Raw genomic sequence first — 20,855 nt, 5'->3', positions numbered from 1 at the left:
TTTTCATATACTCGGCCTCTTATTCCCTGTTTTCCCATGCGCGCCCACAGCTCCCGCCCCCTGCCTTCGGACCCTTCCCGCCCCGAGCGTCCCCTCTGGCCCACCTTGATGAGCCTGTTCCCCTATCTCTGGGCTTACCGGGGCCGGGTGATCGCCGCCCTGCTCTGTCTGGTGGGCGCCAAGCTCGCCACCGTGGCCGTGCCCCTGGTGTTCAAGGAGATCATCGACGGCCTGGCCCCGGGCCAGACCCTGCTGGTGCTGCCGGTGGCCCTGTTGCTGCTCTACGGCCTGCTACGCTTTGCCTCTTCCCTGTTCACCGAGCTCCGGGAAATCCTCTTCGCCCGGGTCACCCAGCAGTCGATCCGCCGCCTGGCCCTGGAGGTGTTCCGCCACCTGCACGCCCTGTCCCTGCGCTTTCACCTGGAACGCCAGACCGGGGGCATCTCCCGGGATATCGAGCGGGGCACCCGCTCCATCGGCAGCCTGATCAACTACACCCTGTATTCGATCCTGCCCACCCTGATCGAGATCGGCCTGGTGCTGGCGGTGCTGGTGGTCCGCTACGACCCGGTGTTCACCCTGATCACCCTGGCTTCCCTGGTGGTTTACGTGGGCTTCACCGTGGCCGTGAGCAACTGGCGCATCGCCATCCGGCGCCAGGTCAACGAAACGGACTCGGCCGCCAACACCCGGGCCATCGACAGCCTGATCAACTACGAGACGGTCAAGTATTTCAACAACGAGGATTACGAGGCCCGGCGCTACGACCAGGACCTGCAGCAGTGGGCCGAGGCCGCCACCCGCAGCCAGAAGACCCTGTCCCTGCTCAACCTGGGCCAGCAGGCCATCATCGCCATCGGCATCACCTTGATGATGTGGCAGGCGGCCCGGGGCGTCACCGAAGGCACCATGAGCGTGGGCGATCTGGTGCTGGTGAATGCTTTCCTGATGCAGCTCTACATGCCCCTCAACTTCCTGGGGGTGGTGTACCGGGAGATCCGCCAGGCCCTGACGGACATCGAGCGGATGTTCGACCTGCTGCACGAGGGCAAGGAGGTGGCGGACGAGCCCGGCGCCGTCCGCCTGGAGCCCGGCCCCCAGGAAATCCGCTTTGCGGCGGTGGGCTTTGCCTACGATCCCCAACGCCCCATCCTGCATGAGCTGGATTTCTGCATTCCCGCCGGGCACACGGTGGCGGTGGTCGGCCCCTCCGGAGCCGGCAAATCCACCCTGGCGCGGCTGCTGTTCCGCTTCTACGACGTGAGCGCCGGCGCCATCCGCTTCAACGGGCAGGACATTCGCGGCTACACCCAGGCCAGCCTGCGCGGCGCCATCGGCATCGTGCCCCAGGACACGGTGCTGTTCAACGACACCCTCTTCTACAACATCCAGTACGGCCGCCCGGAAGCGAGCCGCGCGGAGGTGCTGGCGGCCGCCCGGGCCGCCCAGCTGGACAGCTTCATCGCCCGCCTGCCCGAGGGCTACGACACCCGGGTGGGGGAACGGGGCCTGAAACTCTCCGGCGGGGAAAAGCAGCGGGTCGCCATCGCCCGGGCCCTGCTCAAGAACCCCGCCATCCTGATCTTCGACGAAGCCACCTCGGCCCTGGATTCCCGTACCGAACAGGCCATCCAGGTGCAGCTGGAGGCGGCGGCCCGGGGCCGCACCACCCTGGTGATCGCCCACCGGCTGTCTACGGTCATGGGGGCCGACGAAATCCTGGTGCTCGACGAGGGGCGTATCGTGGAACGGGGCCGGCACGCCGAACTGCTGGCAAAAGACGGGGTTTATGCTCAAATGTGGGCCATCCAGCAACAGGATGACTCCCCCTAAGCCCATGCCCGCCGCCCATCTGCAGCGTCGCTCCCTTCTGCTCCACCCTTCCGGGCGCTGGGTGCTGCCGCTGCTGGCGTTCTGCATCATCGTTGCCGCCAGCCTGGCCTTTGCCCATCGCCTGCACCAGGAAAACCTGGACGAGGCCCGGGTACGTTTTTCCATGGACGCGGCCCTGGTCACCGTGGAAATCCGCGACCGGCTGCGCCACCATGCCCAGTTCCTGCAAGGGCTGCGGGCCTTCATCAGCAGCATGCCGGAAGTCCGGCAGGCGGACTGGCTGCGTTTCAGCAGTTTTCAAGACCCCCGCACCCAGCTGCAAGGCGTCCAGGCCTTCGGCTACCTGCCGGCGGTGCCGGCCCAGGAGCTGTCCCGCTTCGAGGCCCAGGCCCGGAAGCTGCTGAACCTGCCGGAGTACCAGGTGTTTCCCCCCGGCCGGCTGGAACCCCGCTTTCCGGTGCTGTTCGTCTCCCCGAGCGAGGGCTCCAATCTGCGCGGTCTGGGCTATGACCTGGGTTCCGAGCCGGCCCGCAAGGAGGCCATGGACGAGGCCCGGGACCGGGACAACGTGGCCATGAGCCGCCGCCTGCAGCTGATCCTGGATCAACCGGAACAAAGCCGCCCCGGTTTCATCCTGTTCCTGCCCATCTACGCCAACGATCTGCCCACCAGTACCGTGGAAGAGCGGCAGCAGGCCCTGCGCGGCTATGTCTTTGCCGCCTACCGGATGAGCGATTTCATGCAGACGCTCAACTACAGCCGCAATCCCTATCTGGCCCTGCAGATCTTTGACGACTGGGGCTACGACAGCCTCAAGGGGGGCGCCCAGCTGGCCCTGCTGCACGACACCCACCCGGAACGCCAGGCCGACTACCAGGCCCCCCTGAACGAGGAGCGGGAATTGAGCTTTGGCGGCCGCACCTGGCTGCTGCGCTTCGAGAGCCGCCAGAGCGTGCCCCTGTTCTCTTTCCAGGACCCGGCCAGCATCGCCCTGACGGCGGGCATCTGCCTGGCCAGCCTGACCGGTCTGCTGCTCTGGATGCTGTCCACCCAGGGGCAGCGGGCCATGAACCTGGCCCAGCGCATGACCCAGAAGCTGGAGCAGTCGGAACAGATCTTCCGGCTCGCCGCCGAAGGGGCCAACGACGGACTCTGGCACCGGGACTTCCGCCAGGACAGCTGGTTCTTCTCGGAGCGGGCCCTGGGCCTGCTGGGCCATCCGGAACGCTCCCCGGATCAGGATGGCGGCGACATCCTCCTGGCCCTGCTGCATCCCGATGATGCCCCCCTGCTGCGCCAGGCCCTGGAAGCCCACCTGCGTCAGCGTGCCCCCTACGACCTGGAACTGCGCCTGAAACGACCGGACGGCAGCTGGGGCTGGTTCCACCTCAAGGGCCAGGCGACCTGGAACGAACAGGGCGACCCCCTGCTGATGGCCGGTTCCATCTCCGACATCCATGACCGCAAGGCCGCAGAGCTGGAGTTGCGCCAGCACCGGGACCGGCTCCAGGAACTGGTGCAGGAGCGTACCCAGAGGCTGGAAGGGGCCCTGCGGGAAGCCCGGGAAGCCATCCAGGCCAAGTCGGAGTTCCTGGCCAACATGTCCCACGAGCTGCGCACGCCCCTGCATGCCATGCTTGGATTTGCCAGCATCGGCCTGGGCAAGTCCGAAGCTCACGAGAAGCTGCACCGCTACTTCCTGCGCATCCAGCAAAGCGCCGAGCGGCTCCTGTCCCTGGTAAACGACCTCCTCGACCTGGCCAAGCTGGAGGCCCGCAAGATGGAAGTGCGGCCCCGCCGGCAGGACGTGCAGCCCATCCTGCAGCAGGTGCTGGGAGAGCTGGACCCCCTGTTGCAGAAAAAGGCGCTGCGCGTGGATGTGCGGCAGCTGTGCACCCACACCCAGGCCCTGGTGGACGCGCCCCGCTTTGCCCAGGTGCTGCACAACCTGCTCTCCAATGCCATCCGCTTTTCCCCCGAGGCTGGCATCATCCGCATCAGTTACAGCGCCACCCGCTTGCCCCGGGGACGGCGGGCCTCGGACCAGGGTACTCTGGATGCCCTGTCCCTCTGCGTCGAGGACCAGGGGCCCGGCATCCCGGCGGACGAGCTGGAGGCCATTTTCGACAAGTTTGCCCAGAGTTCCCGTACCCGCACGGGGGCCGGCGGCACCGGCCTGGGCCTGGCCATCTGCCAGGAAATCATGCTGGCCCACCGGGGCCGCATCCATGCCGAAAACAGCCCCCTGGGGGGCGCCCGGCTGATCGCCGCCCTGCCCCGGGAAAGCGACGCCCCACCACAGGAGGAAACCCCGTGATGAATGCCCATCTGCTGGTCGTCGATGACGAACCCATCAACCTGGAAATCATCGAGGAGTACCTGGACGGCTCCGGCTGCAGCGCCGATTACTGCGATTCCGGCGAGGCGGCCTGGGAGGCCCTGGACCAGAACGAGCAGCGCTACGAGGCGGTGCTCCTGGACCGGATGATGCCGGGGCTGGACGGCATGACCCTGCTGCGCCGCATCAAGCCCGATCCCCGCTTCGCCACCCTGCCGGTGATCATGCAGACGGCGGCCTGCAGCCCGGAGCAGATCCGCGAGGGCCTGGAGGCGGGCGCCTACTACTACCTGACCAAACCCTACGAGCGGGAAGGGCTGCTGGCCATCATCCGGGCCGCCCTGGCCGACGCCCAGCAGCGTCGGCTGATGCTGCGCCAGGAGGCGGAACGCTGGCGCGGCATCGGCTTTCTCCAGGAGGCCCACTTCCTGATCCGCAGCCTGGAGGACGCCGGGCAGCTGGCCGCCTTCCTGGCCCAGGCCTGTCCCCGGCCCGACACGGCTCAACTGGGGCTGGCGGAGTTGATGCTGAACGCCATCGAGCACGGCAACCTGGGCATCACCTACGCTCAGAAGGCCAGCCTCAAACAGCAGGACAGCTGGCACCAGGAGGTCAGCCGCCGGGCCGCCCTGCCGGAAAACCGGGACAAGCAGGTGTCGGTCCGGGTCAGCCGCCAGCCCGGGTTGCTGCAGGTGCGCATCGAGGACCAGGGCAGCGGATTCGACTGGGCGCCTTACCTGGAATTCAGCCCGGAACGGGCTTTCGACCCCAATGGCCGGGGCATCGCCCTGGCGCGCATGATGAGTTTTGCCGCCCTGGAATACCAGGGTCGGGGCAACGTGGTGGTGGCCAGCATCGCCCTGCTCCCGGAGGGCAACACCCCATGATTCCCGCCCAACTGCCCCCCCTGCACATCCTGGCTGCCGACGACACCCAGACCAATCTGCACCTGCTCGAAGTCTTCCTGGGCAAGCTCGGCCACCGGGTGAGCACGGCCCGGGATGGGGCCGAGGCCGTGGCCCGCTTCAAGGAGCTGCGCCCGGATCTGGTGCTGCTGGACATCATGATGCCGGTCATGGACGGCTTTGAAGCCGCCCGACAGATCAAGGCGGCCAGCGCCAGCTGGGTGCCCCTGATCTTCCTTTCCGCCCTGGAGCGGGACCAGAACCTGCTGGCCGGTCTGGAAGCCGGAGGCGACGACTATCTGGCAAAACCCATCAACTTCGTGGTGCTGGAAGCCAAGCTGCGCTCCATCCAGAAGGCCCTGCACTTCCAGCGCGAGGCGGTGGCCACCCGGGACCGCCTGGAGAAGCTCTCCAACAGCGTCCTCGATGCCATCATCACCATCGACAGCCGGGGCCACATGATCCACTTCAACCAGGCCACCGAGGTGATCTTCCAGTACTCGGCGGCGGAGCTGGAGGGGCAGAACATCTCCCTGCTGATGCCCGAGCCCCAGCGCAGCGAGCACGATTTCCACATCCGTAGCTACCTGGGGGGCGGCGCCCCTTACATGGTGGGCAATCGCCGCGAAGTCATGGCCCGGCGCAAGGACGGCAGCACTTTCCAGGCCGAGGTTTCGGTTTCGGAGCTGCGCCAGAACGGCCAGCGCCTGTTTACCGGCATCCTGCGCGACGTGACCGAGCAGCGCCGTACCCAGGCCCAGCTGGATGCCTACTACCTGGCCCTCCAGGACGAACAGGCCCTGGCCAAGCGGCTGATCGAAATGCAGCTGCACCGCCCAGGCCTCCAGGACCCCTTGGTCCAGTACTGGGTGGCCCCCACCACCACCTTCAGCGGCGACGTGGTGGCCGCCGCCCGCTCCCCCAAGGGCCGCCGCTACGCCCTGCTCGCCGATGCCACCGGGCACGGTCTGGCGGCCGCCATCAGCGTGCTGCCCCTGCTGGCCCTGTTCTACCGCATGACCAGCCACGACCACGACATCCGCGAGATCCTGCTGGAGTTCAACCAGCAGTTGCGGGAGTCGGTGCCCACCGGACGTTTTGTGGCCATGGCCCTGGTTTGCATCGAAGCCGATGAAAGCCGCGGCGAAATCTGGGTGGGCGGCACCCCCGAAGCCCTGCTGATCGACGAATGGGGCCGACTGGTGCAGCGTTTCCCCTCCGTGCATCTCCCCCTGGGGATCGTGGACAATGCCCAGATGGAGGCCAGCCCGGCAGCCATCGCCTGGCGCCCCGGGCAGCAGCTCCTGCTTTACTCGGACGGGCTCATCGAAGCCGAGAATGCCGACGGGGAAGCCTTCGGCAAGGAAGGTCTGGAAGCCACCCTGGCCCACACCAGCCCGGGCGGCCGCCGCCTGGCCCTGATGAAGGCCCTGGGGGCCCATCTGTCGGCCAGCCCCGCCAAGGATGACGTTTCCCTGCTGCTGCTCAGCCATGCCTGAAGCGGCACGGCGCTACAGCAACGCCAGCAGATGAGCGGTGGAAATTTCCAGGACAAAAAAAACCGGGCTTGCGCCCGGTTTTTTTCTCATCCTATCCTGCTCAGGATTCGGAAGCGTCGTCAGCCACTTCCACAGCTTCGCTGGGCTCGGGACGATCCACGAGTTCCACGAAGGCCATGGGGGCGTTGTCGCCCACGCGGAAGCCGCACTTCAGGATGCGCAGGTAGCCACCGGGACGGTTGGCATAACGGGGACCCAGCTCGTCGAACAGCTTGACGACGATCTCGCGATCACGCAGACGGTCAAAAGCCAGACGGCGATTGGCCAGGCTGGGCTTCTTGCCCAGAGTGATCATGGGTTCCACAACCCGGCGCAGCTCCTTGGCCTTGGGCAGGGTGGTCTTGATCGCCTCGTGGCGCAGCAGAGAGACGGTCATGTTGCGCAGCATCGCCAGGCGATGGCTGCTAGTGCGGTTCAGTTTCCGCAAACCAAGACGGTGACGCATGGTTAATTCCTTTCTTTTGTACAGGCGTCCCTTTAAGGGCGCAGGTCCTTAAGGGTGATTAAGCCCGTTCCAGACCGGCGGGCGGCCAGTTTTCCAGTTTCATGCCGAGGGTAAGACCCCGGGAGGCCAGCACTTCCTTGATCTCGTTCAGGGACTTGCGGCCCAGGTTCGGAGTCTTCAGAAGTTCGTTCTCGGTACGCTGGATCAGGTCGCCGATGTAGTAAATATTTTCTGCCTTGAGGCAGTTGGCCGAGCGCACGGTCAGCTCCAGATCATCCACCGGACGCAGGAGGATGGGATCCACCTGGGCCGGCTTGGCAGCTTCCACGGCAGGCGCCGTACCTTCGAGGTCAGCAAACACTTCCAGCTGGCTCATCAGGATACGGGCGGCGGCACGGATGGCTTCTTCCGGCTGGATCACCCCGTTGGTCTCGATTTCCACGATCAGCTTGTCCAGGTCAGTACGCTGCTCCACCCGTGCGGATTCCACGGAGTAGGCAACGCGCTTGATGGGGCTGAAGGAGGCGTCGAGGACCAGCTGACCGATGGTCTTGGCATCGCCCAGGTTGCGCAGGTTGCCAGGCACATAGCCCCGGCCCTTCTCAACCTTGAGCTCCATGGCCAGCTTGCCACCGGGCTGCAGGTGGGCGATCACGTGCTCGGGATTGATGATTTCCACGTCATGGGAAACCTCGATATCACCGGCACGGATCACGCCGGGACCTTCCTTCTTGAGGGAAAGAAGGACTTCGGCGCGATTGTGCAGCTTGAAGACCACGCCCTTCAGGTTCAGGAGGATGTCCACCACGTCTTCTTCCACACCGTCGATGGTGGAGTATTCGTGCAGGACGCCCTCGATGGAAACCTGAGTGGGAGCGTAACCGTCCATGGAGGAGAGCAGGATGCGGCGCAAGGCATTCCCGAGGGTATGCCCGAAGCCGCGCTCAAAGGGTTCCATAACGACCTTGGCTTCCACCGGAGATACGCTTTGAACGTCGATGATGCGCGGTTTCAAGAGAGCATTACTTTGCATGGGCTGTCCTTTTGCTAGTCGCCGGTAATCCGGTTACTTCGAATAGAGTTCGATCACCAGACCTTCGTTGAGGGTCGGGGAGAGCTCGGCGCGTTGCGGCATGGCCTTGAAGGTGCCCTTGCCTTCCTTCACGTCCACGGCGATCCACTCGGGGAAACCACGGGATTCAGCGGCTTCCAGGGCAGCCTTGACGCGCAGTTGGCCACGGGCCTTGTCGGTCAGGGACACCACGTCGCCGGGGCGGACGGTGAAGGAGGGGATGTTCACGCGCTTGCCGTTGACCAGCACGCCGTTGTGACGCACCACCTGACGGGCTTCGGTGCGGGAGGCACCAAAACCCATGCGGTAGGCGACGGAATCCAGGCGGGCTTCCAGCAGTTGCAGCAGGTTTTCGCCAGTCTGGCCCTTGCGGCGCTCAGCTTCGGCGAAGGTGCGGCGGAACTGGCCTTCGAGCACGCCGTAGACACGGCGGATCTTCTGCTTGGCACGCAGGTGCACGCCGTAGTCGGACAGGCGGGCGCCGGACTTCTGGCCATGCTGGCCGGGAGCATAGGAGCGACGCTCGATGGCGCACTTGTCGGTAAAACACTTTTCGCCCTTGAGGAACAGCTTTTCCCCTTCACGGCGACACTGGCGGCATTTCGGATCGAGATTACGAGCCACGTTCTGTACTCCTTAAATACGGCGCTTTTTGGGCGGACGGCAGCCGTTGTGGGGCACCGGGGTCACATCGGTGATACCGGTGATCTTCATGCCCAGCGCGTTCAGGGCGCGGACGGAAGATTCACGGCCAGGGCCAGGGCCCTTGATACGAACTTCCAGGTTCTTCACGCCACATTCCTGAGCGGCCTTGCCGGCGGCTTCAGCAGCAACCTGGGCAGCAAAGGGAGTGGACTTGCGGGAACCACGGAAACCAGCACCACCGGAGGTAGCCCAGGACAGGGCGTTACCTTGACGGTCGGTGATGGTGATGATGGTGTTGTTGAAGGAGGCGTGGATGTGGGCAATGCCCTCGGCCACGTTCTTCTTAACTTTCTTGCGAACTTTTTGAGCGGTCTTAGCCATGATCAGTCCCTCTTACTTCTTCTTGCCGGCGATGGCCTTGCGCGGACCCTTGCGGGTACGAGCATTGGTGCGGGTACGCTGGCCACGGCAAGGCAGACCCTTGCGATGACGCAGACCGCGGTAGCAACCCAGGTCCATCAGACGCTTGATGTTCATGGTCACTTCGCGACGCAGGTCACCTTCAACGGTGAATTTACCCACTTCGTCACGGAGCTTTTCCATGTCGGCGTCCGACAGGTCCTTGATCTTGGTAGTACGAGTAACACCAGCAGCATCACAGATCTTCTGTGCGCGGGACCGGCCAACACCGTAAATGGCGGTGAGCGCGATCTCAGCGTGCTGATGGTTCGGAATGTTTACCCCTGCAATACGGGCCATTGATTCACCCCAACGATGCCAAAATTAATAAAAAAATCCGAACAAGGCTATTAGCCCTGCCGCTGCTTGTGGCGCGGATCCTTGCAGATAACGCGCACCACGCCCTTGCGGCGGATCACCTTGCAATTACGGCAAATGCGCTTCACCGAAGGCAACACTTTCATTTTTACAACTCCTCAGTTAGGCGGTGGGGGAGCAGCCGTGATCCCTTCCCGCCTGGGGTTACGCGTAGAGAATTCTTTACTTGGTCCGGAACACGATCCGGGCCTTGGACAAATCATAAGGCGTCAGTTGAACCGTCACCTTGTCCCCGGGCAGGATGCGGATATAGTGCATACGCATCTTGCCGGAGATGAAGGCATGAACCACATGCCCGTTTTCGAGTTTTACCTTGAAGGTAGCATTGGGGAGGTTCTCAATCACCTCGCCCTGCATTTCGATGAGATCTTCTTTCGCCATTTCCCGATTACTTGATCAAGGGAGCACCCTTGAAATTCGCCTTTTTCAGGAGACTTTCATACTGGTGCGACATCACATAAGCCTGCACCTGAGACATGAAATCCATGGTGACGACCACGATAATCAGCAACGATGTACCCCCGAAATAGAAGGGCACGTTCCACTTCAGAATCAGGAACTCGGGCAGCAGACAGACCAGGGTGATGTACACCGCGCCCACCAGGGTCAGGCGCATCAGGATCTTGTCCACATAGCGGGCGGTCTGCTCACCGGGGCGGATACCGGGAATGAAGGCACCGCTCTTCTTCAGGTTGTCGGCCGTTTCCTTGGAGTTGAACACCAGGGCCGTGTAGAAGAAGCAGAAGAACACGATGGCAGTGGCGTAGAGCAGCACGTAGATCGGCTGACCAGGGGACAGGGCGGCCGCCACGTCCTTCAACCAGATCATGGATTCGCTGGAGCCGAACCAGCCGGCAGCGGTGGCCGGAAACAGAATGATGCTGGAAGCGAAGATGGGCGGAATAACGCCGGCCATGTTGAGCTTCAGGGGCAGGTGAGAGGACTGGCCACCATAGACCTTGTTGCCCACCTGACGCTTGGCATAGTTGACCAGAATCTTGCGCTGCCCCCGTTCGACGAACACTACGAAGGCGGTCACCAGCACCACCAGGATGCAGATGACGATGGCGGTCAGCGGGTGCATGGCCCCGGTGCGCACCAGTTCGAACAGGCCGCCAATGGCGTTGGGCAGCCCGGCAGCGATACCGGCGAAGATGATGATGGAAATACCGTTGCCCAGGCCCCGTTCGGTGATCTGCTCACCCAGCCACATGAGGAACATGGTGCCGGTGATCAGGGTCATCACGGTGGTCAGGCGGAACAGGAAACCGGGCTCGTGTACGAGGCCGGCCTGAGCTTCTAGGGCGATGGCGATGCCCAGCCCCTGGAAGAACGCCAGCACCAGGGTGCCGTAGCGCGTGTATTGGGTAATCTTGCGTCGTCCGGCTTCCCCTTCCTTCTTCAGGGATTCGAGCTGGGGAATGGCGACGGTCATCAGCTGCATGATGATGGATGCAGAGATGTAGGGCATGATGCCCAGGGCAAAAATGGTGAAGCGGGACAGGGCGCCACCCGAGAACATGTTGAACATGCCCAGGATGCCGCCCTGTTGCGACTTGAACAGATCAGCCAGGACTGCGGGATCGATCCCGGGAACCGGAATGTGGGCACCAATGCGGTACACCACCAGGGCTCCCAGGAGGAACATCAGCCGGCGCTTGAGATCGCCGAACTTGCCACCACTCGCCAGACCAGGATTCGCTGCCAAGATACTATTCCCTCACTGCATTAATCAGGCAGCAATGCTGCCGCCGGCTGCCTCGATGGCGGCCTTAGCACCCTTGGTGGCACCCACGCCCTTCAAAACCACCTTGCGGGTGATCTCGCCGGACAGGATGACCTTGGCGGACAGGGCGTCACCGGCGATCAGGCCGGATTGCTTCAGCACCAGCAGGTCCACTTCATCCACGGGCAGGGCGTTCAGTTCGTCCAGACGCACTTCCACGTTGCGGTGGTTGGTCAGGGAAACGAAGCCACGCTTGGGCAGACGACGATAGATGGGCATCTGGCCGCCTTCGAAGCCGACCTTATGGAAACCACCGGAACGGGACTTCTGACCCTTGTGGCCACGACCGGAGGTCTTGCCCAGGCCGGAGCCGATGCCACGCCCAACACGCTTGGCAGCGTGCTTGGCACCTTCAGCGGGTTTGATGGAATTCAGACGCATCTTAGCCCTCGCACTTCAGCAGGTAGGCGACCTTGTGGATCATGCCGCGCACAGCGGGGGTATCCACCAGTTCAACCGTATGGTTCAGCTTGCGCAGACCCAGGCCGCGCACGGTGGCACGGTGGGACTGCTTGGTACCGATGATGCTCTTGACGAGCGTCACCTTCACAGTTTTTTCGGACATGTCTTACCCCAGAATCTCTTCGACGCTCTTGCCCCGCTTGGCGGCGATCTCGGCAGGAGTGTTCATGCGAGACAGGCCGTTCAGCGTAGCGCGAACGATGTTGTAGGGATTGGTGGAGCCATGAGCCTTGGCCACCACGTTGGTGATGCCGATCACTTCGAAGACAGCGCGCATGGCGCCGCCAGCGATGATGCCGGTACCATCGGGAGCGGGCTGGATCATGACTTCAGTAGCGCCGTGCTTGCCGACCACGGTGTGATGCAGGGTGCCGCTCTTCAGGCTGACCTTGAACATCTTGCGACGGGCTTCTTCCATCGCCTTCTGCACGGCCACGGGCACTTCGCGGGACTTGCCCTTGCCCATGCCGACGCCACCGTCGCCATCACCCACCACGGTCAGTGCAGCGAAACCGAGAATCCGGCCGCCCTTCACCACCTTGGTGACGCGATTGATGGAGACCATCTTTTCGCGCATGCCGTCATCACGCTCTTCAGCCTGCTGGGGCTTCTTGTTTCTTTCAGGTTTAGCCATTTCTTTAACCTCGTCCTATCGCCCGGCGATCAGAATTGCAGACCGTTTTCACGGGCTGCCTCGGCCAGCGCCTTGACGCGACCGTGGTACTGGAAACCGGACCGATCGAATGCAACGGTCTCGATACCGGCAGCTTTGGCCCGCTCGGCGATCAACTTGCCCACGACACCAGCCGCAGCCTTGTTGCCGCCGTTGGCCAGATCCTTGCGGACCTCGGCTTCCAGGGTGGAAGCGGAAGCCAGGACCTTGGCGCCACAGGCACTGATGATCTGAGCATAAATGTGGCAGTTCGTGCGATTAACGCACAAGCGCACAGCCTTGAGCTCGGCGATTTTGGCCCGGGTTTTGCGGGCGCGGCGCAGACGCGCTTGTTTCTTGTTAAGCATATGCCACCCTTACTTCTTCTTGGTTTCCTTGAGGACAACGACTTCGTCGGCATAACGCACACCCTTGCCCTTATAGGGCTCGGGGCTGCGGTACGCGCGAATCTCGGCGGCCACCTGGCCAACCTTCTGCTTGTCCACGCCCTTGATCAGGATCTCGGTCTGGGTGGGAGTTTCCACCTTCACACCGGCGGGCATCTGATGCACGACGGGGTGAGAGAAACCGAGGGTCAGGTTGACCGCTTCACCCTGGGCCTGGGCACGGTAGCCCACACCCACCAGGGTCAGCTTCTTTTCGAAGCCCTTGGAAACGCCAGTCACCATGTTGTTCAGGTTGGCACGCATGGTGCCCCACATGGCGGAGGCGTTATCAACGCCGGCAACGCGGGAGCAGACGATGCTCTGGCCTTCTACCTTCACTTCCACGGCAGGATGGGCTGCGGTCTTCAGGGTGCCCAGGGGGCCCTTGACGGTGATTTCCTGGCCATTGGCGTTGACTTCAACGCCAGCGGGCAGGGCAATCGGGTTCTTACCAACTCGGGACATGTTTCCTCCCTTACGCCACGATGCAGAGCACTTCGCCACCAACATTGGTAGCACGTGCCTTGCGGTCAGTCATCACACCCCGGGGGGTGGACACGATGGCGATACCCAGACCGTTCATGACACGGGGGATATCATCGGAACCCTTGTAGATACGCAGACCGGGCTTGGAGACGCGTTCGATGCGCTCGATGACCGGACGGCCGGCGTAATACTTCAGGGCAATTTCCAGGGTAGCCTTGTTACCAGCGGATTCTTTGACCGCGTAATCTTCGACATAGCCTTCTTCCTTCAGCACGGCAGCGATGGCTGCCTTGAGTTTGGAAGCGGGCATCGCCACGGCGGCCTTTTCAGCCATCTGGGCGTTGCGAATGCGGGTCAGCATGTCCGCGATGGGATCGCTCATAGCCATATATCTATCCTCCTGAGCTTACCAGCTGGCCTTGACAACACCCGGGATCTGACCGTCAAAGGCCAGTTCGCGGATCTTGTTACGGCACATGCCAAACTTGCGGAACACACCACGGGGACGACCCGTGAGCTGACAACGATTGCGCAGCCGGGAAGGGCTGGCATTACGGGGAAGCTGCTGCAGCTTCAGCCGAGCTTCATAGCGGTCGGCGTCGGACAGACTGGCATCATTGATGACAGCCATCAGCGCTTCACGCTTCTTCGCGTATTGAGCGACCATTGCGCGGCGCTTTTCTTCGCGGTTAATCAGGGCAAGTTTCGCCATGTCTGCCTCAATTCTTGAAAGGGAACTTGAACGCGCCGAGAAGGGCCTTGCACTCCTCGTCGGTCTTGGCCGTGGTGGTGATGCTGATGTTCATCCCGCGCAGCGCGTCGACCTTGTCGTACTCGATTTCGGGGAAGATGATCTGCTCTTTCACACCCATGTTGTAGTTGCCCTGACCATCAAAACCCTTGCTGGCGATACCGCGGAAGTCGCGCACGCGAGGCAGGGCGATGGTGACCAGACGGTCCAGGAACTCATACATCTGGGGACCGCGCAGGGTCACCATGCAGCCGATGGGGTAACCATCACGAATCTTGAAGCCGGCGATGGACTTGCGAGCCTTGGTCACGACGGGCTTCTGACCAGCAATCTTCTGCATGTCGCCCACGGCGTTTTCCAGCACCTTCTTGTCGGCCACAGCCTCACCCACACCCATGTTCAGGGTGATCTTGGTGATGCGGGGCACTTCCATCGGAGACTTGTAACCGAACTGCTTGGTCAGCACCGGCGCCACTTCAGTCTTGTAAATATCAAACAAGCGAGCCATGTCGTTTCCTTACGCCTTCACCAGTTCGCCGTTCGACTTGAACACACGAACCTTGCGACCATCTTCCAGCACCTTGATACCAACCCGGTCTGCCTTGGAGGTAGCGGGATTGAACAGGGCCACATTGGAGATATGGATGGGCATGTCCTTATCGACGATGCCGCCAGCCACACCCTTCATGGGATTGGGCTTCACGTGCTTCTTGGCACGGTTGATGCCCTCGACCACCAGGTGATCTGCATCGACGCGACGACTCACGGTGCCACGCTTGCCCTTGTCTTTACCAGTAATGACGATGACTTCGTCACCTTTACGAATCTTATCCATCTCAGGCTCCTTAAAGCACTTCCGGCGCCAGGGAGACGATCTTCATGTAGCGCTCGGTCCGCAGTTCGCGGGTAACCGGCCCGAAGATACGGGTGCCAATCGGCTCCAGCTTGTTGTTGAGCAGCACTGCGGCGTTGTTGTCGAACTTCACCACAGAACCGTCGGGACGGCGCACACCCTTGGCGGTACGAACCACCACGGCGTTATACACGTCACCCTTCTTGACACGGCCGCGAGGAGCCGCATCCTTGATGCTGACCTTGATGACATCACCAATGCCCGCATAGCGACGCTTGGAGCCACCCAGCACCTTGATACACATTACTGAACGTGCGCCGGTGTTATCGGCCACATCCAGAACCGTCTGCATCTGAATCATTTTTAACTCCAACTTATCCCGCCAGGCGGCGGACAGTCTTGGAACCCGTGAGGGAGAAATTAACTTGATCCGCAACCCCGGGAGGGCCACGGGAAACAAAGAAGCCGGATAATACCGGCTTCTTTGTGTTTGTGCAAGCCCTGAAGCTTAAACCACGACTGCCTTTTCGAGCAGCTTGGTCACACGCCAGGTCTTGGAACGGGAGATCGGACGGGATTCTTCAATCTCGACCAGATCGCCCTCGCCCATTTCGTTGTTCTCGTCATGGGCGTGATACTTCTTGGACTTGGTGATGATCTTGCCGTAGATCGGATGCTTCACCCGACGTTCGACCAGGACCGTCACGGTCTTGTCCATCTTGTCGCTGACGACGCGGCCGATCAGCGTACGCTTGTTGCTCGTGGTCTCAGTCATTGCTGCACCGCCTTTTCACGAATAAGAGTACGCACACGAGCGATGTCGCGACGCACCTTGCCAAGCTGACTGGTATTGGCCAGCTGTTGCGTGGCGACTTGCATACGCAGGCTGAACTGGGCCTTCAACAGGTCCAGGAGTTCAGTCTTGAGCTCGTCCACGCTCTTCTTTCTCAGTTCGATCGCTTTCATGATCACACCACGTGTCGGGTAACGAAAGTGGTCGCGAAGGGGATCTTGGCAGCAGCCAGGCGGAACGCCTCGCGAGCCAGCTCTTCACTCACACCATCCATTTCATAAAGGACCTTGCCCGGCTGGATCTCGGCGACCCAGTACTCGGGATTACCCTTACCGTTACCCATCCGGACTTCGGCGGGCTTCTTGGAAATGGGCTTGTCCGGGAAAACGCGGATCCAGATACGACCGCCCCGCTTGATGTGCCGGGTCATGGCACGACGGGCAGCTTCGATCTGGCGGGCAGTCAGCCGACCGCGACCGATGGCCTTCAGGCCCCACTCACCGAAGGAGACCTTGGCGCCGCGGGTCGCGAGACCCTCGTTGCGGCCCTTGTGCTCCTTGCGATACTTGCGACGATTAGGTTGCAGCATTTAAGCACCTGCCTTTCTTACACGCTTGGCGGGAGCCTTGCCATCCGCGTCACCGGGCTTCTTGTCCGCGCGGGGAGCGCGAGGCTTGTCACCTTCGGGACGGGGACGACGGGCCCGACGGGCATCATCGGCGGCCACTTCGGCTTCGGGCTGTTCGCCCCGGGCAAGCATGTCGCCCTTGTACACCCACACCTTGATACCGATGGCACCATAGGTGGTCTCGGCGGTGGAGGTAGCGTAGTCGATGTCGGCACGCAGGGTGTGCAGAGGCACACGACCTTCCCGGTACCATTCGGTACGGGCGATTTCAGCACCATTCAGACGGCCGGAGCTCATGATCTTGATGCCCTGAGCGCCCAGACGCATGGCGTTCTGCATGGCGCGCTTCATGGCACGACGGAACATGATCCGCTTTTCCAGCTGTTGAGCGATGGAGTCGGCGATCAGTTGCGCGTTGGTTTCGGGCTTGCGGATTTCTTCGATGGACACATGCACGGGCACGCCCATGATGCGCTGAAGATCGGTACGCAGCACCTCGATATCCTCACCCTTCTTGCCGATCACCACGCCCGGACGGGCGGAAAACACGGTGATACGGGCGTTCTTGGCAGGACGCTCGATCAGCACACGACCCACGGAAGCGTGCTTCAGTTTCTTGCTCAGGTATTCACGAACCATCACGTCCTGGGCCAGCATGCCCGGGAAATCCTTGCTGTTGGCGAACCAACGGGAATCCCAGTCACGGGTGACGCAAAGGCGGAAGCCTGTCGGATGAATTTTTTGTCCCATGGCTTATCCTCAGTTCCCGACAGTCACATAGATGTGGCAGGTCGGCTTGACGATCCGGTTGCCACGGCCTTTGGCGCGAGCAGTGAAGCGCTTCAGCATCATGCCTTTTTCGACATAGATGGTCTTGACCTTCAGCTCGTCGATGTCGGCGCCGTCGTTATGCTCGGCGTTGGCGACAGCAGACAGCAGCACCTTCTTGATGATGCCAGCGCCCTTCTTGGGGCAGAAGGCCAGAATGTTCAGTGCGTTGCCAATCGACTTGCCCCGAACCATATCGGCGACCAGGCGGCCCTTTTGGGCAGAGAGGCGAACGCCACGCAGAGTTGCAGTAGTTTCCATGTGGCCTCCTTATTTCTTCGCCTTCTTGCCGGCGGTATGACCCTTGAAGGTACGGGTCAGGGAGAACTCGCCCAGCTTGTGGCCAACCATGTTTTCGGTGACGTAGACCGGAATGTGCTGCTTGCCGTTATGCACGGCGATGGTCAGGCCAACGAAATCGGGCAGCACGGTGGAACGACGCGACCAGGTCTTGATCGGGCGCTTGTCGTTGCCAGCACGGGCAGCATCAACTTTCTTAAGCAGGTGGGCATCGATGAACGGGCCCTTTTTTACAGAACGTCCCATACTCTTACCCCTTAACGCTTATGACGACGCTGCACGATCATGCTGTTCGTGCGCTTGTTGTTGCGGGTACGGTAACCCTTGGCAGGCTGACCCCAAGGATTGACAGGCACACGACCTTCGCCAGTACGCCCTTCGCCACCGCCGTGGGGGTGATCGACAGGGTTCATGGCCACACCGCGAACGGTGGGACGGATGCCGCGCCAACGATTGGCACCGGCCTTACCGATCTTGCGCAGGCTGTTTTCCTCGTTACCGACTTCACCCACGGTGGCACGGCATTCCACGTGCACCCGGCGGATTTCACCGGAACGCAGGCGCAGCTGGGCGTAGGTGCCTTCGCGGGCCAGCAGCTGCACGGAGGTACCGGCCGCACGGGCCATCTGGGCACCCTTGCCAGGCAGCATTTCGACGCAGTGGATGGTGGTACCCACGGGGATGTTGCGGATCGGCAGGGCATTACCCGGCTTGATCGGCGCTTCGGAGCCGCTCATGATCTGCTGACCGACAACCATGCCCTTGGTGGCGATGATGTAACGGCGCTCGCCATCGGCGTAGCACAGCAGGGCAATGTGGGCAGAACGGTTGGGATCGTATTCGATACGCTCAACCTTAGCCGGCACGCCATCCTTGTTGCGCTTGAAGTCGATCACACGGTAGTGCTGCTTGTGACCACCACCCTGATGGCGGACAGTCACGCGACCATTGTTGTTACGACCTGCCTTGATGGTTTGCTTTTCGAGCAGACCGGCAAAGGGCTTGCCCTTATGCAGGTTCTCGGCAACCACCTTGACCACGGCACGGCGGCCGGGAGAGGTAGGCTTGACTTTGACGAGGGCCATTACGCGTTCCCCCCTTCCACAAAGTTGATTTCCTGACCGGGCTTCAGGCACACGAAGGCTTTCTTCCAGCCCTTGCGACGACCCGTGGTCTGGCGGAAACGCTTGACCTTGCCCTTGACATTCAGCACCTGCACGGACTCCACCTGAACCTTGAACAGCAGCTCAACGGCAGCCTTGATTTCGGGCTTGGTGGCATCGGAGGCGACACGGAAGACGACCTGCTCGTGCTTGTCAGCAACGTAGGTAGCCTTTTCGGAGATTTGCGGTGCCAGCAGCACCTGCAGCAGACGTTCCTGGTTCATGCCCACATCTCCTCAAATTTGGCCACCGCGTTCTTGGTCACCAGGACGCGGGGGAAACGGACCAGGGAGACCGGGTCGGCTTCCTGGGCTTCCAGGACCAGCACGTTGGGCAGGTTGCGGGAGGAGAGATACAGATTCTCATCCAGTTGATCGGTGATCACCAGCAAGCGATCATCCAGACCCATACCCTTCAGCTTCTGGGCGAAGAGCTTGGTCTTGGGCGCGTCGATGGACAGGGAATCCACCACCACCAGGCGATCCTGACGGACCAGCTCGGAGAGGATGGAAGCCACACCGGCGCGGAACATCTTCTTGTTGACCTTCTGGCCGAAGTTTTCTTCGGGAGTATTGGGGAAGGCACGACCGCCCCCACGCCAGATGGTGGAAGAGGACATACCGGCACGAGCGCGACCCGTACCCTTCTGCTTCCAGGGTTTGTGAGTGGTATGCGCCACTTCGGAGCGATTCTTCTGCTTGCGGTCACCAGCACGGGCGTTGGCCTGATAGGCCACCACCACCTGGTGAATCAGCGCTTCGTTGTAATCGCGACCGAAGAGCACGTCGGAGGCTTGCAGGGGAGCAGCCGCCTGACCTTGTTCGTTAATTACCTTCAGTTCCATGCTGACTCCTTAAGCCTTGACCGAGGGACGCACGACGACGTCGCTACCCTTGGCACCCGGCACAGCACCTTTCACCAGCAGCAGCTGACGATCGGCATCAACGCGAACGATGGTCAGACCTTGCTGGGTACAGGCGACATCACCCAGGTGGCCGGCCATGCGCTTACCAGGAAAGACCCGACCGGGATCCTGAGCCATACCGATGGAACCCGGGGCATTGTGGGAGATGGAGTTACCGTGGGATGCACGGTTGGAACTGAAGTTGTGGCGCTTGATGCCGCCCTGGAAGCCCTTACCGATGGAAGTACCGGTAACGTCAACCTTCTGACCTTCAGCAAAAATGGTGACAGCCACTTGATCACCCGCCTTCAGACCGGCGAGTTGATCGGGCTCAACCCGGAATTCCTTCAGGACATGCCCGGCTTCGACACCTGCCTTGGCCACATGACCAGCCAGGGGCTTGATCACGCGGGAGGCGCGGCGCTTGCCGAAGGCCACCTGAACGGCTGCATAGCCGTCGGTTTCCGGCGTTTTGACTTGGGTCACGCGATTGTTGGACACGTCGAGCACCGTGACGGGAATGGAAGCACCATCCTCGGCAAAGATGCGAGTCATGCCCACCTTGCGACCAACAAGGCCTAGACTCATGGTTATTCTCCTCATCGTCAGCTACGGTTGGCTGACGGATGGACAAGCAAAATTGGGTGACGCAAACGCGCCACCCCCGAAAAGCTGCGGATTATAACCGCAACACTTTATTTACTGCAACTTGATTTCTACATCCACGCCGGCGGGAAGATCCAGCTTCATCAGGGCGTCAACGGTCTTGTCGGTAGGATCGACAATGTCCATCAGGCGCAGATGGGTACGGATCTCGAACTGGTCACGGGAAGCCTTGTTCACGTGGGGAGAACGCAGAATGTCGAAACGCTGCTTGCGGGTGGGCAGGGGCACGGGGCCACGCACCACGGCGCCGGTGCGCTTCGCGGTTTCAACGATTTCCTGGGCGGACTGGTCGATCAGCTTGTAATCGAAGGCCTTCAGGCGGATACGGATTTTCTGGCTTTGCATGACTGTTCCTAAAGAGCGTGGGGCGGGAGGAATCCCGCCCCGGTTTCAAAAAAGAGCGAACTCGAATTACTCGATGATCTTGGCGACGACGCCGGCGCCGACGGTACGACCGCCTTCACGGATGGCGAAACGCAGACCTTCTTCCATGGCGATCGGGC

Annotated in this window: 34 protein-coding genes; 4 read left to right on the top strand and 30 right to left on the bottom strand. The window is 61.7% G+C overall.

From position 1 onward, the window contains the following. Nucleotides 1-36: 36 nt before the first annotated feature. From G474_RS0117030 to G474_RS0117015, 4 genes are read left to right on the top strand one after another with little or no spacing between them, the layout of a single operon-like run. The gene (locus tag G474_RS0117030) at nucleotides 37-1,833 is read left to right on the top strand and encodes an ABCB family ABC transporter ATP-binding protein/permease (RefSeq protein ID WP_026688026.1); all 1,797 of its coding nucleotides are present in this window, start codon (nucleotides 37-39) and stop codon (nucleotides 1,831-1,833) included. Then, a complete protein-coding gene (locus G474_RS0117025) occupies nucleotides 1,820-4,150 on the top strand; it encodes a CHASE domain-containing sensor histidine kinase (protein ID WP_169729537.1) in 2,331 nt (776 codons plus the stop codon). Before G474_RS0117030 ends, G474_RS0117025 begins: the two co-directional genes overlap by 14 nt. Continuing rightward, complete coding sequence (locus G474_RS24495; RefSeq protein ID WP_026688024.1) at nucleotides 4,150-5,058, top strand: response regulator; 909 nt, start codon at nucleotides 4,150-4,152, stop codon at nucleotides 5,056-5,058. The genes G474_RS0117025 and G474_RS24495 overlap by 1 nt, the downstream gene beginning before the upstream one ends. Continuing rightward, a complete protein-coding gene (locus tag G474_RS0117015; protein ID WP_026688023.1) occupies nucleotides 5,055-6,575 on the top strand; it encodes a SpoIIE family protein phosphatase in 1,521 nt (506 codons plus the stop codon). Before G474_RS24495 ends, G474_RS0117015 begins: the two co-directional genes overlap by 4 nt. A 100-nt stretch (nucleotides 6,576-6,675) precedes the next feature. On the opposite strand, the gene rplQ is transcribed toward G474_RS0117015, so the two are convergent. From rplQ to G474_RS22910, 30 genes are all read right to left on the bottom strand, one after another. After that, nucleotides 6,676-7,080: a 50S ribosomal protein L17 gene (rplQ, locus tag G474_RS0117010; protein ID WP_026688022.1), complete on the bottom strand. Its 405-nt coding sequence runs from the start codon at nucleotides 7,078-7,080 to the stop codon at nucleotides 6,676-6,678. A gap of 58 nt (nucleotides 7,081-7,138) precedes the next feature. Beyond that, nucleotides 7,139-8,113 carry a DNA-directed RNA polymerase subunit alpha gene (locus tag G474_RS0117005; RefSeq protein WP_026688021.1) on the bottom strand — a complete coding sequence of 325 codons (975 nt, stop codon included), beginning with the start codon at nucleotides 8,111-8,113 and terminating at the stop codon, nucleotides 7,139-7,141. A 33-nt stretch (nucleotides 8,114-8,146) separates the two neighbouring features. Further along, complete coding sequence (gene rpsD / locus G474_RS0117000) at nucleotides 8,147-8,776, bottom strand: 30S ribosomal protein S4 (protein WP_026688020.1); 630 nt, start codon at nucleotides 8,774-8,776, stop codon at nucleotides 8,147-8,149. A gap of 12 nt (nucleotides 8,777-8,788) precedes the next feature. Continuing rightward, on the bottom strand, nucleotides 8,789-9,178 hold the full coding sequence (gene rpsK / locus G474_RS0116995; protein WP_026688019.1) for a 30S ribosomal protein S11: 390 nt from the start codon (nucleotides 9,176-9,178) through the stop codon (nucleotides 8,789-8,791). Between the two features lie 12 nt (nucleotides 9,179-9,190). Next, nucleotides 9,191-9,556, bottom strand: coding sequence for a 30S ribosomal protein S13 (rpsM, locus tag G474_RS0116990; protein WP_026688018.1), 366 nt, complete (start codon nucleotides 9,554-9,556; stop codon nucleotides 9,191-9,193). 50 nt (nucleotides 9,557-9,606) lie between these two features. Continuing rightward, a complete protein-coding gene (rpmJ, locus tag G474_RS0116985; protein ID WP_026688017.1) occupies nucleotides 9,607-9,720 on the bottom strand; it encodes a 50S ribosomal protein L36 in 114 nt (37 codons plus the stop codon). A 76-nt stretch (nucleotides 9,721-9,796) separates the two neighbouring features. Then, complete coding sequence (infA, locus tag G474_RS0116980; protein WP_026688016.1) at nucleotides 9,797-10,015, bottom strand: translation initiation factor IF-1; 219 nt, start codon at nucleotides 10,013-10,015, stop codon at nucleotides 9,797-9,799. A 7-nt stretch (nucleotides 10,016-10,022) separates the two neighbouring features. Next, the gene (secY, locus tag G474_RS0116975) at nucleotides 10,023-11,282 is read right to left on the bottom strand and encodes a preprotein translocase subunit SecY (RefSeq protein ID WP_425386885.1); all 1,260 of its coding nucleotides are present in this window, start codon (nucleotides 11,280-11,282) and stop codon (nucleotides 10,023-10,025) included. An 84-nt stretch (nucleotides 11,283-11,366) separates the two neighbouring features. Next, on the bottom strand, nucleotides 11,367-11,801 hold the full coding sequence (rplO, locus tag G474_RS0116970) for a 50S ribosomal protein L15 (protein ID WP_026688014.1): 435 nt from the start codon (nucleotides 11,799-11,801) through the stop codon (nucleotides 11,367-11,369). Between the two features lies 1 nt (nucleotide 11,802). Beyond that, nucleotides 11,803-11,985, bottom strand: coding sequence for a 50S ribosomal protein L30 (rpmD, locus tag G474_RS0116965; protein WP_026688013.1), 183 nt, complete (start codon nucleotides 11,983-11,985; stop codon nucleotides 11,803-11,805). A gap of 3 nt (nucleotides 11,986-11,988) precedes the next feature. After that, the gene (rpsE, locus tag G474_RS0116960) at nucleotides 11,989-12,516 is read right to left on the bottom strand and encodes a 30S ribosomal protein S5 (RefSeq protein WP_026688012.1); all 528 of its coding nucleotides are present in this window, start codon (nucleotides 12,514-12,516) and stop codon (nucleotides 11,989-11,991) included. Nucleotides 12,517-12,545: 29 nt separating this feature from the next. Then, complete coding sequence (gene rplR / locus G474_RS0116955) at nucleotides 12,546-12,902, bottom strand: 50S ribosomal protein L18 (RefSeq protein WP_026688011.1); 357 nt, start codon at nucleotides 12,900-12,902, stop codon at nucleotides 12,546-12,548. A 9-nt stretch (nucleotides 12,903-12,911) separates the two neighbouring features. Continuing rightward, nucleotides 12,912-13,445, bottom strand: coding sequence for a 50S ribosomal protein L6 (gene rplF / locus G474_RS0116950; protein ID WP_026688010.1), 534 nt, complete (start codon nucleotides 13,443-13,445; stop codon nucleotides 12,912-12,914). 10 nt (nucleotides 13,446-13,455) lie between these two features. Continuing rightward, entirely contained in the window at nucleotides 13,456-13,854 is a 399-nt protein-coding gene (gene rpsH / locus G474_RS0116945; RefSeq protein WP_026688009.1) for a 30S ribosomal protein S8, read from the bottom strand. Nucleotides 13,855-13,872: 18 nt separating this feature from the next. Beyond that, a complete protein-coding gene (gene rpsN / locus G474_RS0116940) occupies nucleotides 13,873-14,178 on the bottom strand; it encodes a 30S ribosomal protein S14 (RefSeq protein WP_026688008.1) in 306 nt (101 codons plus the stop codon). Nucleotides 14,179-14,185: 7 nt separating this feature from the next. Continuing rightward, on the bottom strand, nucleotides 14,186-14,725 hold the full coding sequence (gene rplE, locus G474_RS0116935) for a 50S ribosomal protein L5 (RefSeq protein WP_026688007.1): 540 nt from the start codon (nucleotides 14,723-14,725) through the stop codon (nucleotides 14,186-14,188). Nucleotides 14,726-14,734: 9 nt separating this feature from the next. After that, entirely contained in the window at nucleotides 14,735-15,052 is a 318-nt protein-coding gene (rplX, locus tag G474_RS0116930) for a 50S ribosomal protein L24 (RefSeq protein ID WP_026688006.1), read from the bottom strand. A gap of 10 nt (nucleotides 15,053-15,062) precedes the next feature. After that, entirely contained in the window at nucleotides 15,063-15,431 is a 369-nt protein-coding gene (gene rplN / locus G474_RS0116925) for a 50S ribosomal protein L14 (protein WP_026688005.1), read from the bottom strand. Between the two features lie 147 nt (nucleotides 15,432-15,578). After that, the gene (rpsQ, locus tag G474_RS0116920) at nucleotides 15,579-15,845 is read right to left on the bottom strand and encodes a 30S ribosomal protein S17 (protein WP_026688004.1); all 267 of its coding nucleotides are present in this window, start codon (nucleotides 15,843-15,845) and stop codon (nucleotides 15,579-15,581) included. Further along, the gene (gene rpmC, locus G474_RS0116915) at nucleotides 15,842-16,036 is read right to left on the bottom strand and encodes a 50S ribosomal protein L29 (protein WP_026688003.1); all 195 of its coding nucleotides are present in this window, start codon (nucleotides 16,034-16,036) and stop codon (nucleotides 15,842-15,844) included. Before rpmC ends, rpsQ begins: the two co-directional genes overlap by 4 nt. Before the next feature lie 2 nt (nucleotides 16,037-16,038). Further along, a complete protein-coding gene (rplP, locus tag G474_RS0116910; RefSeq protein WP_026688002.1) occupies nucleotides 16,039-16,452 on the bottom strand; it encodes a 50S ribosomal protein L16 in 414 nt (137 codons plus the stop codon). Further along, on the bottom strand, nucleotides 16,453-17,241 hold the full coding sequence (gene rpsC / locus G474_RS0116905) for a 30S ribosomal protein S3 (protein ID WP_026688001.1): 789 nt from the start codon (nucleotides 17,239-17,241) through the stop codon (nucleotides 16,453-16,455). It lies immediately after the preceding gene. 9 nt (nucleotides 17,242-17,250) lie between these two features. Beyond that, entirely contained in the window at nucleotides 17,251-17,580 is a 330-nt protein-coding gene (gene rplV, locus G474_RS0116900; RefSeq protein WP_026688000.1) for a 50S ribosomal protein L22, read from the bottom strand. A gap of 9 nt (nucleotides 17,581-17,589) precedes the next feature. Next, nucleotides 17,590-17,865, bottom strand: coding sequence for a 30S ribosomal protein S19 (rpsS, locus tag G474_RS0116895; protein WP_026687999.1), 276 nt, complete (start codon nucleotides 17,863-17,865; stop codon nucleotides 17,590-17,592). 11 nt (nucleotides 17,866-17,876) lie between these two features. Next, a complete protein-coding gene (gene rplB, locus G474_RS0116890; RefSeq protein ID WP_026687998.1) occupies nucleotides 17,877-18,704 on the bottom strand; it encodes a 50S ribosomal protein L2 in 828 nt (275 codons plus the stop codon). Further along, nucleotides 18,704-19,006, bottom strand: coding sequence for a 50S ribosomal protein L23 (gene rplW / locus G474_RS0116885; RefSeq protein WP_026687997.1), 303 nt, complete (start codon nucleotides 19,004-19,006; stop codon nucleotides 18,704-18,706). Before rplW ends, rplB begins: the two co-directional genes overlap by 1 nt. Beyond that, nucleotides 19,003-19,626 carry a 50S ribosomal protein L4 gene (gene rplD, locus G474_RS0116880; protein WP_026687996.1) on the bottom strand — a complete coding sequence of 208 codons (624 nt, stop codon included), beginning with the start codon at nucleotides 19,624-19,626 and terminating at the stop codon, nucleotides 19,003-19,005. Before rplD ends, rplW begins: the two co-directional genes overlap by 4 nt. A 9-nt stretch (nucleotides 19,627-19,635) precedes the next feature. After that, a complete protein-coding gene (gene rplC, locus G474_RS0116875; protein ID WP_026687995.1) occupies nucleotides 19,636-20,274 on the bottom strand; it encodes a 50S ribosomal protein L3 in 639 nt (212 codons plus the stop codon). Between the two features lie 111 nt (nucleotides 20,275-20,385). Beyond that, nucleotides 20,386-20,697 (bottom strand): 30S ribosomal protein S10, encoded by a 312-nt coding sequence (gene rpsJ / locus G474_RS0116870; RefSeq protein ID WP_026687994.1) that lies wholly within the window; start codon nucleotides 20,695-20,697, stop codon nucleotides 20,386-20,388. A 66-nt stretch (nucleotides 20,698-20,763) separates the two neighbouring features. Further along, nucleotides 20,764-20,855, bottom strand: a 92-nt coding sequence (locus tag G474_RS22910; protein ID WP_076604501.1) for an EF-Tu C-terminal domain-related protein, incomplete at its 5' end; no start/stop codon positions are given.

Source organism: Azovibrio restrictus DSM 23866, from assembly GCF_000429665.1.
Lineage (GTDB): Bacteria > Pseudomonadota > Gammaproteobacteria > Burkholderiales > Rhodocyclaceae > Azovibrio > Azovibrio restrictus.
This window is presented reverse-complemented; position numbering and strand designations above follow the sequence as displayed.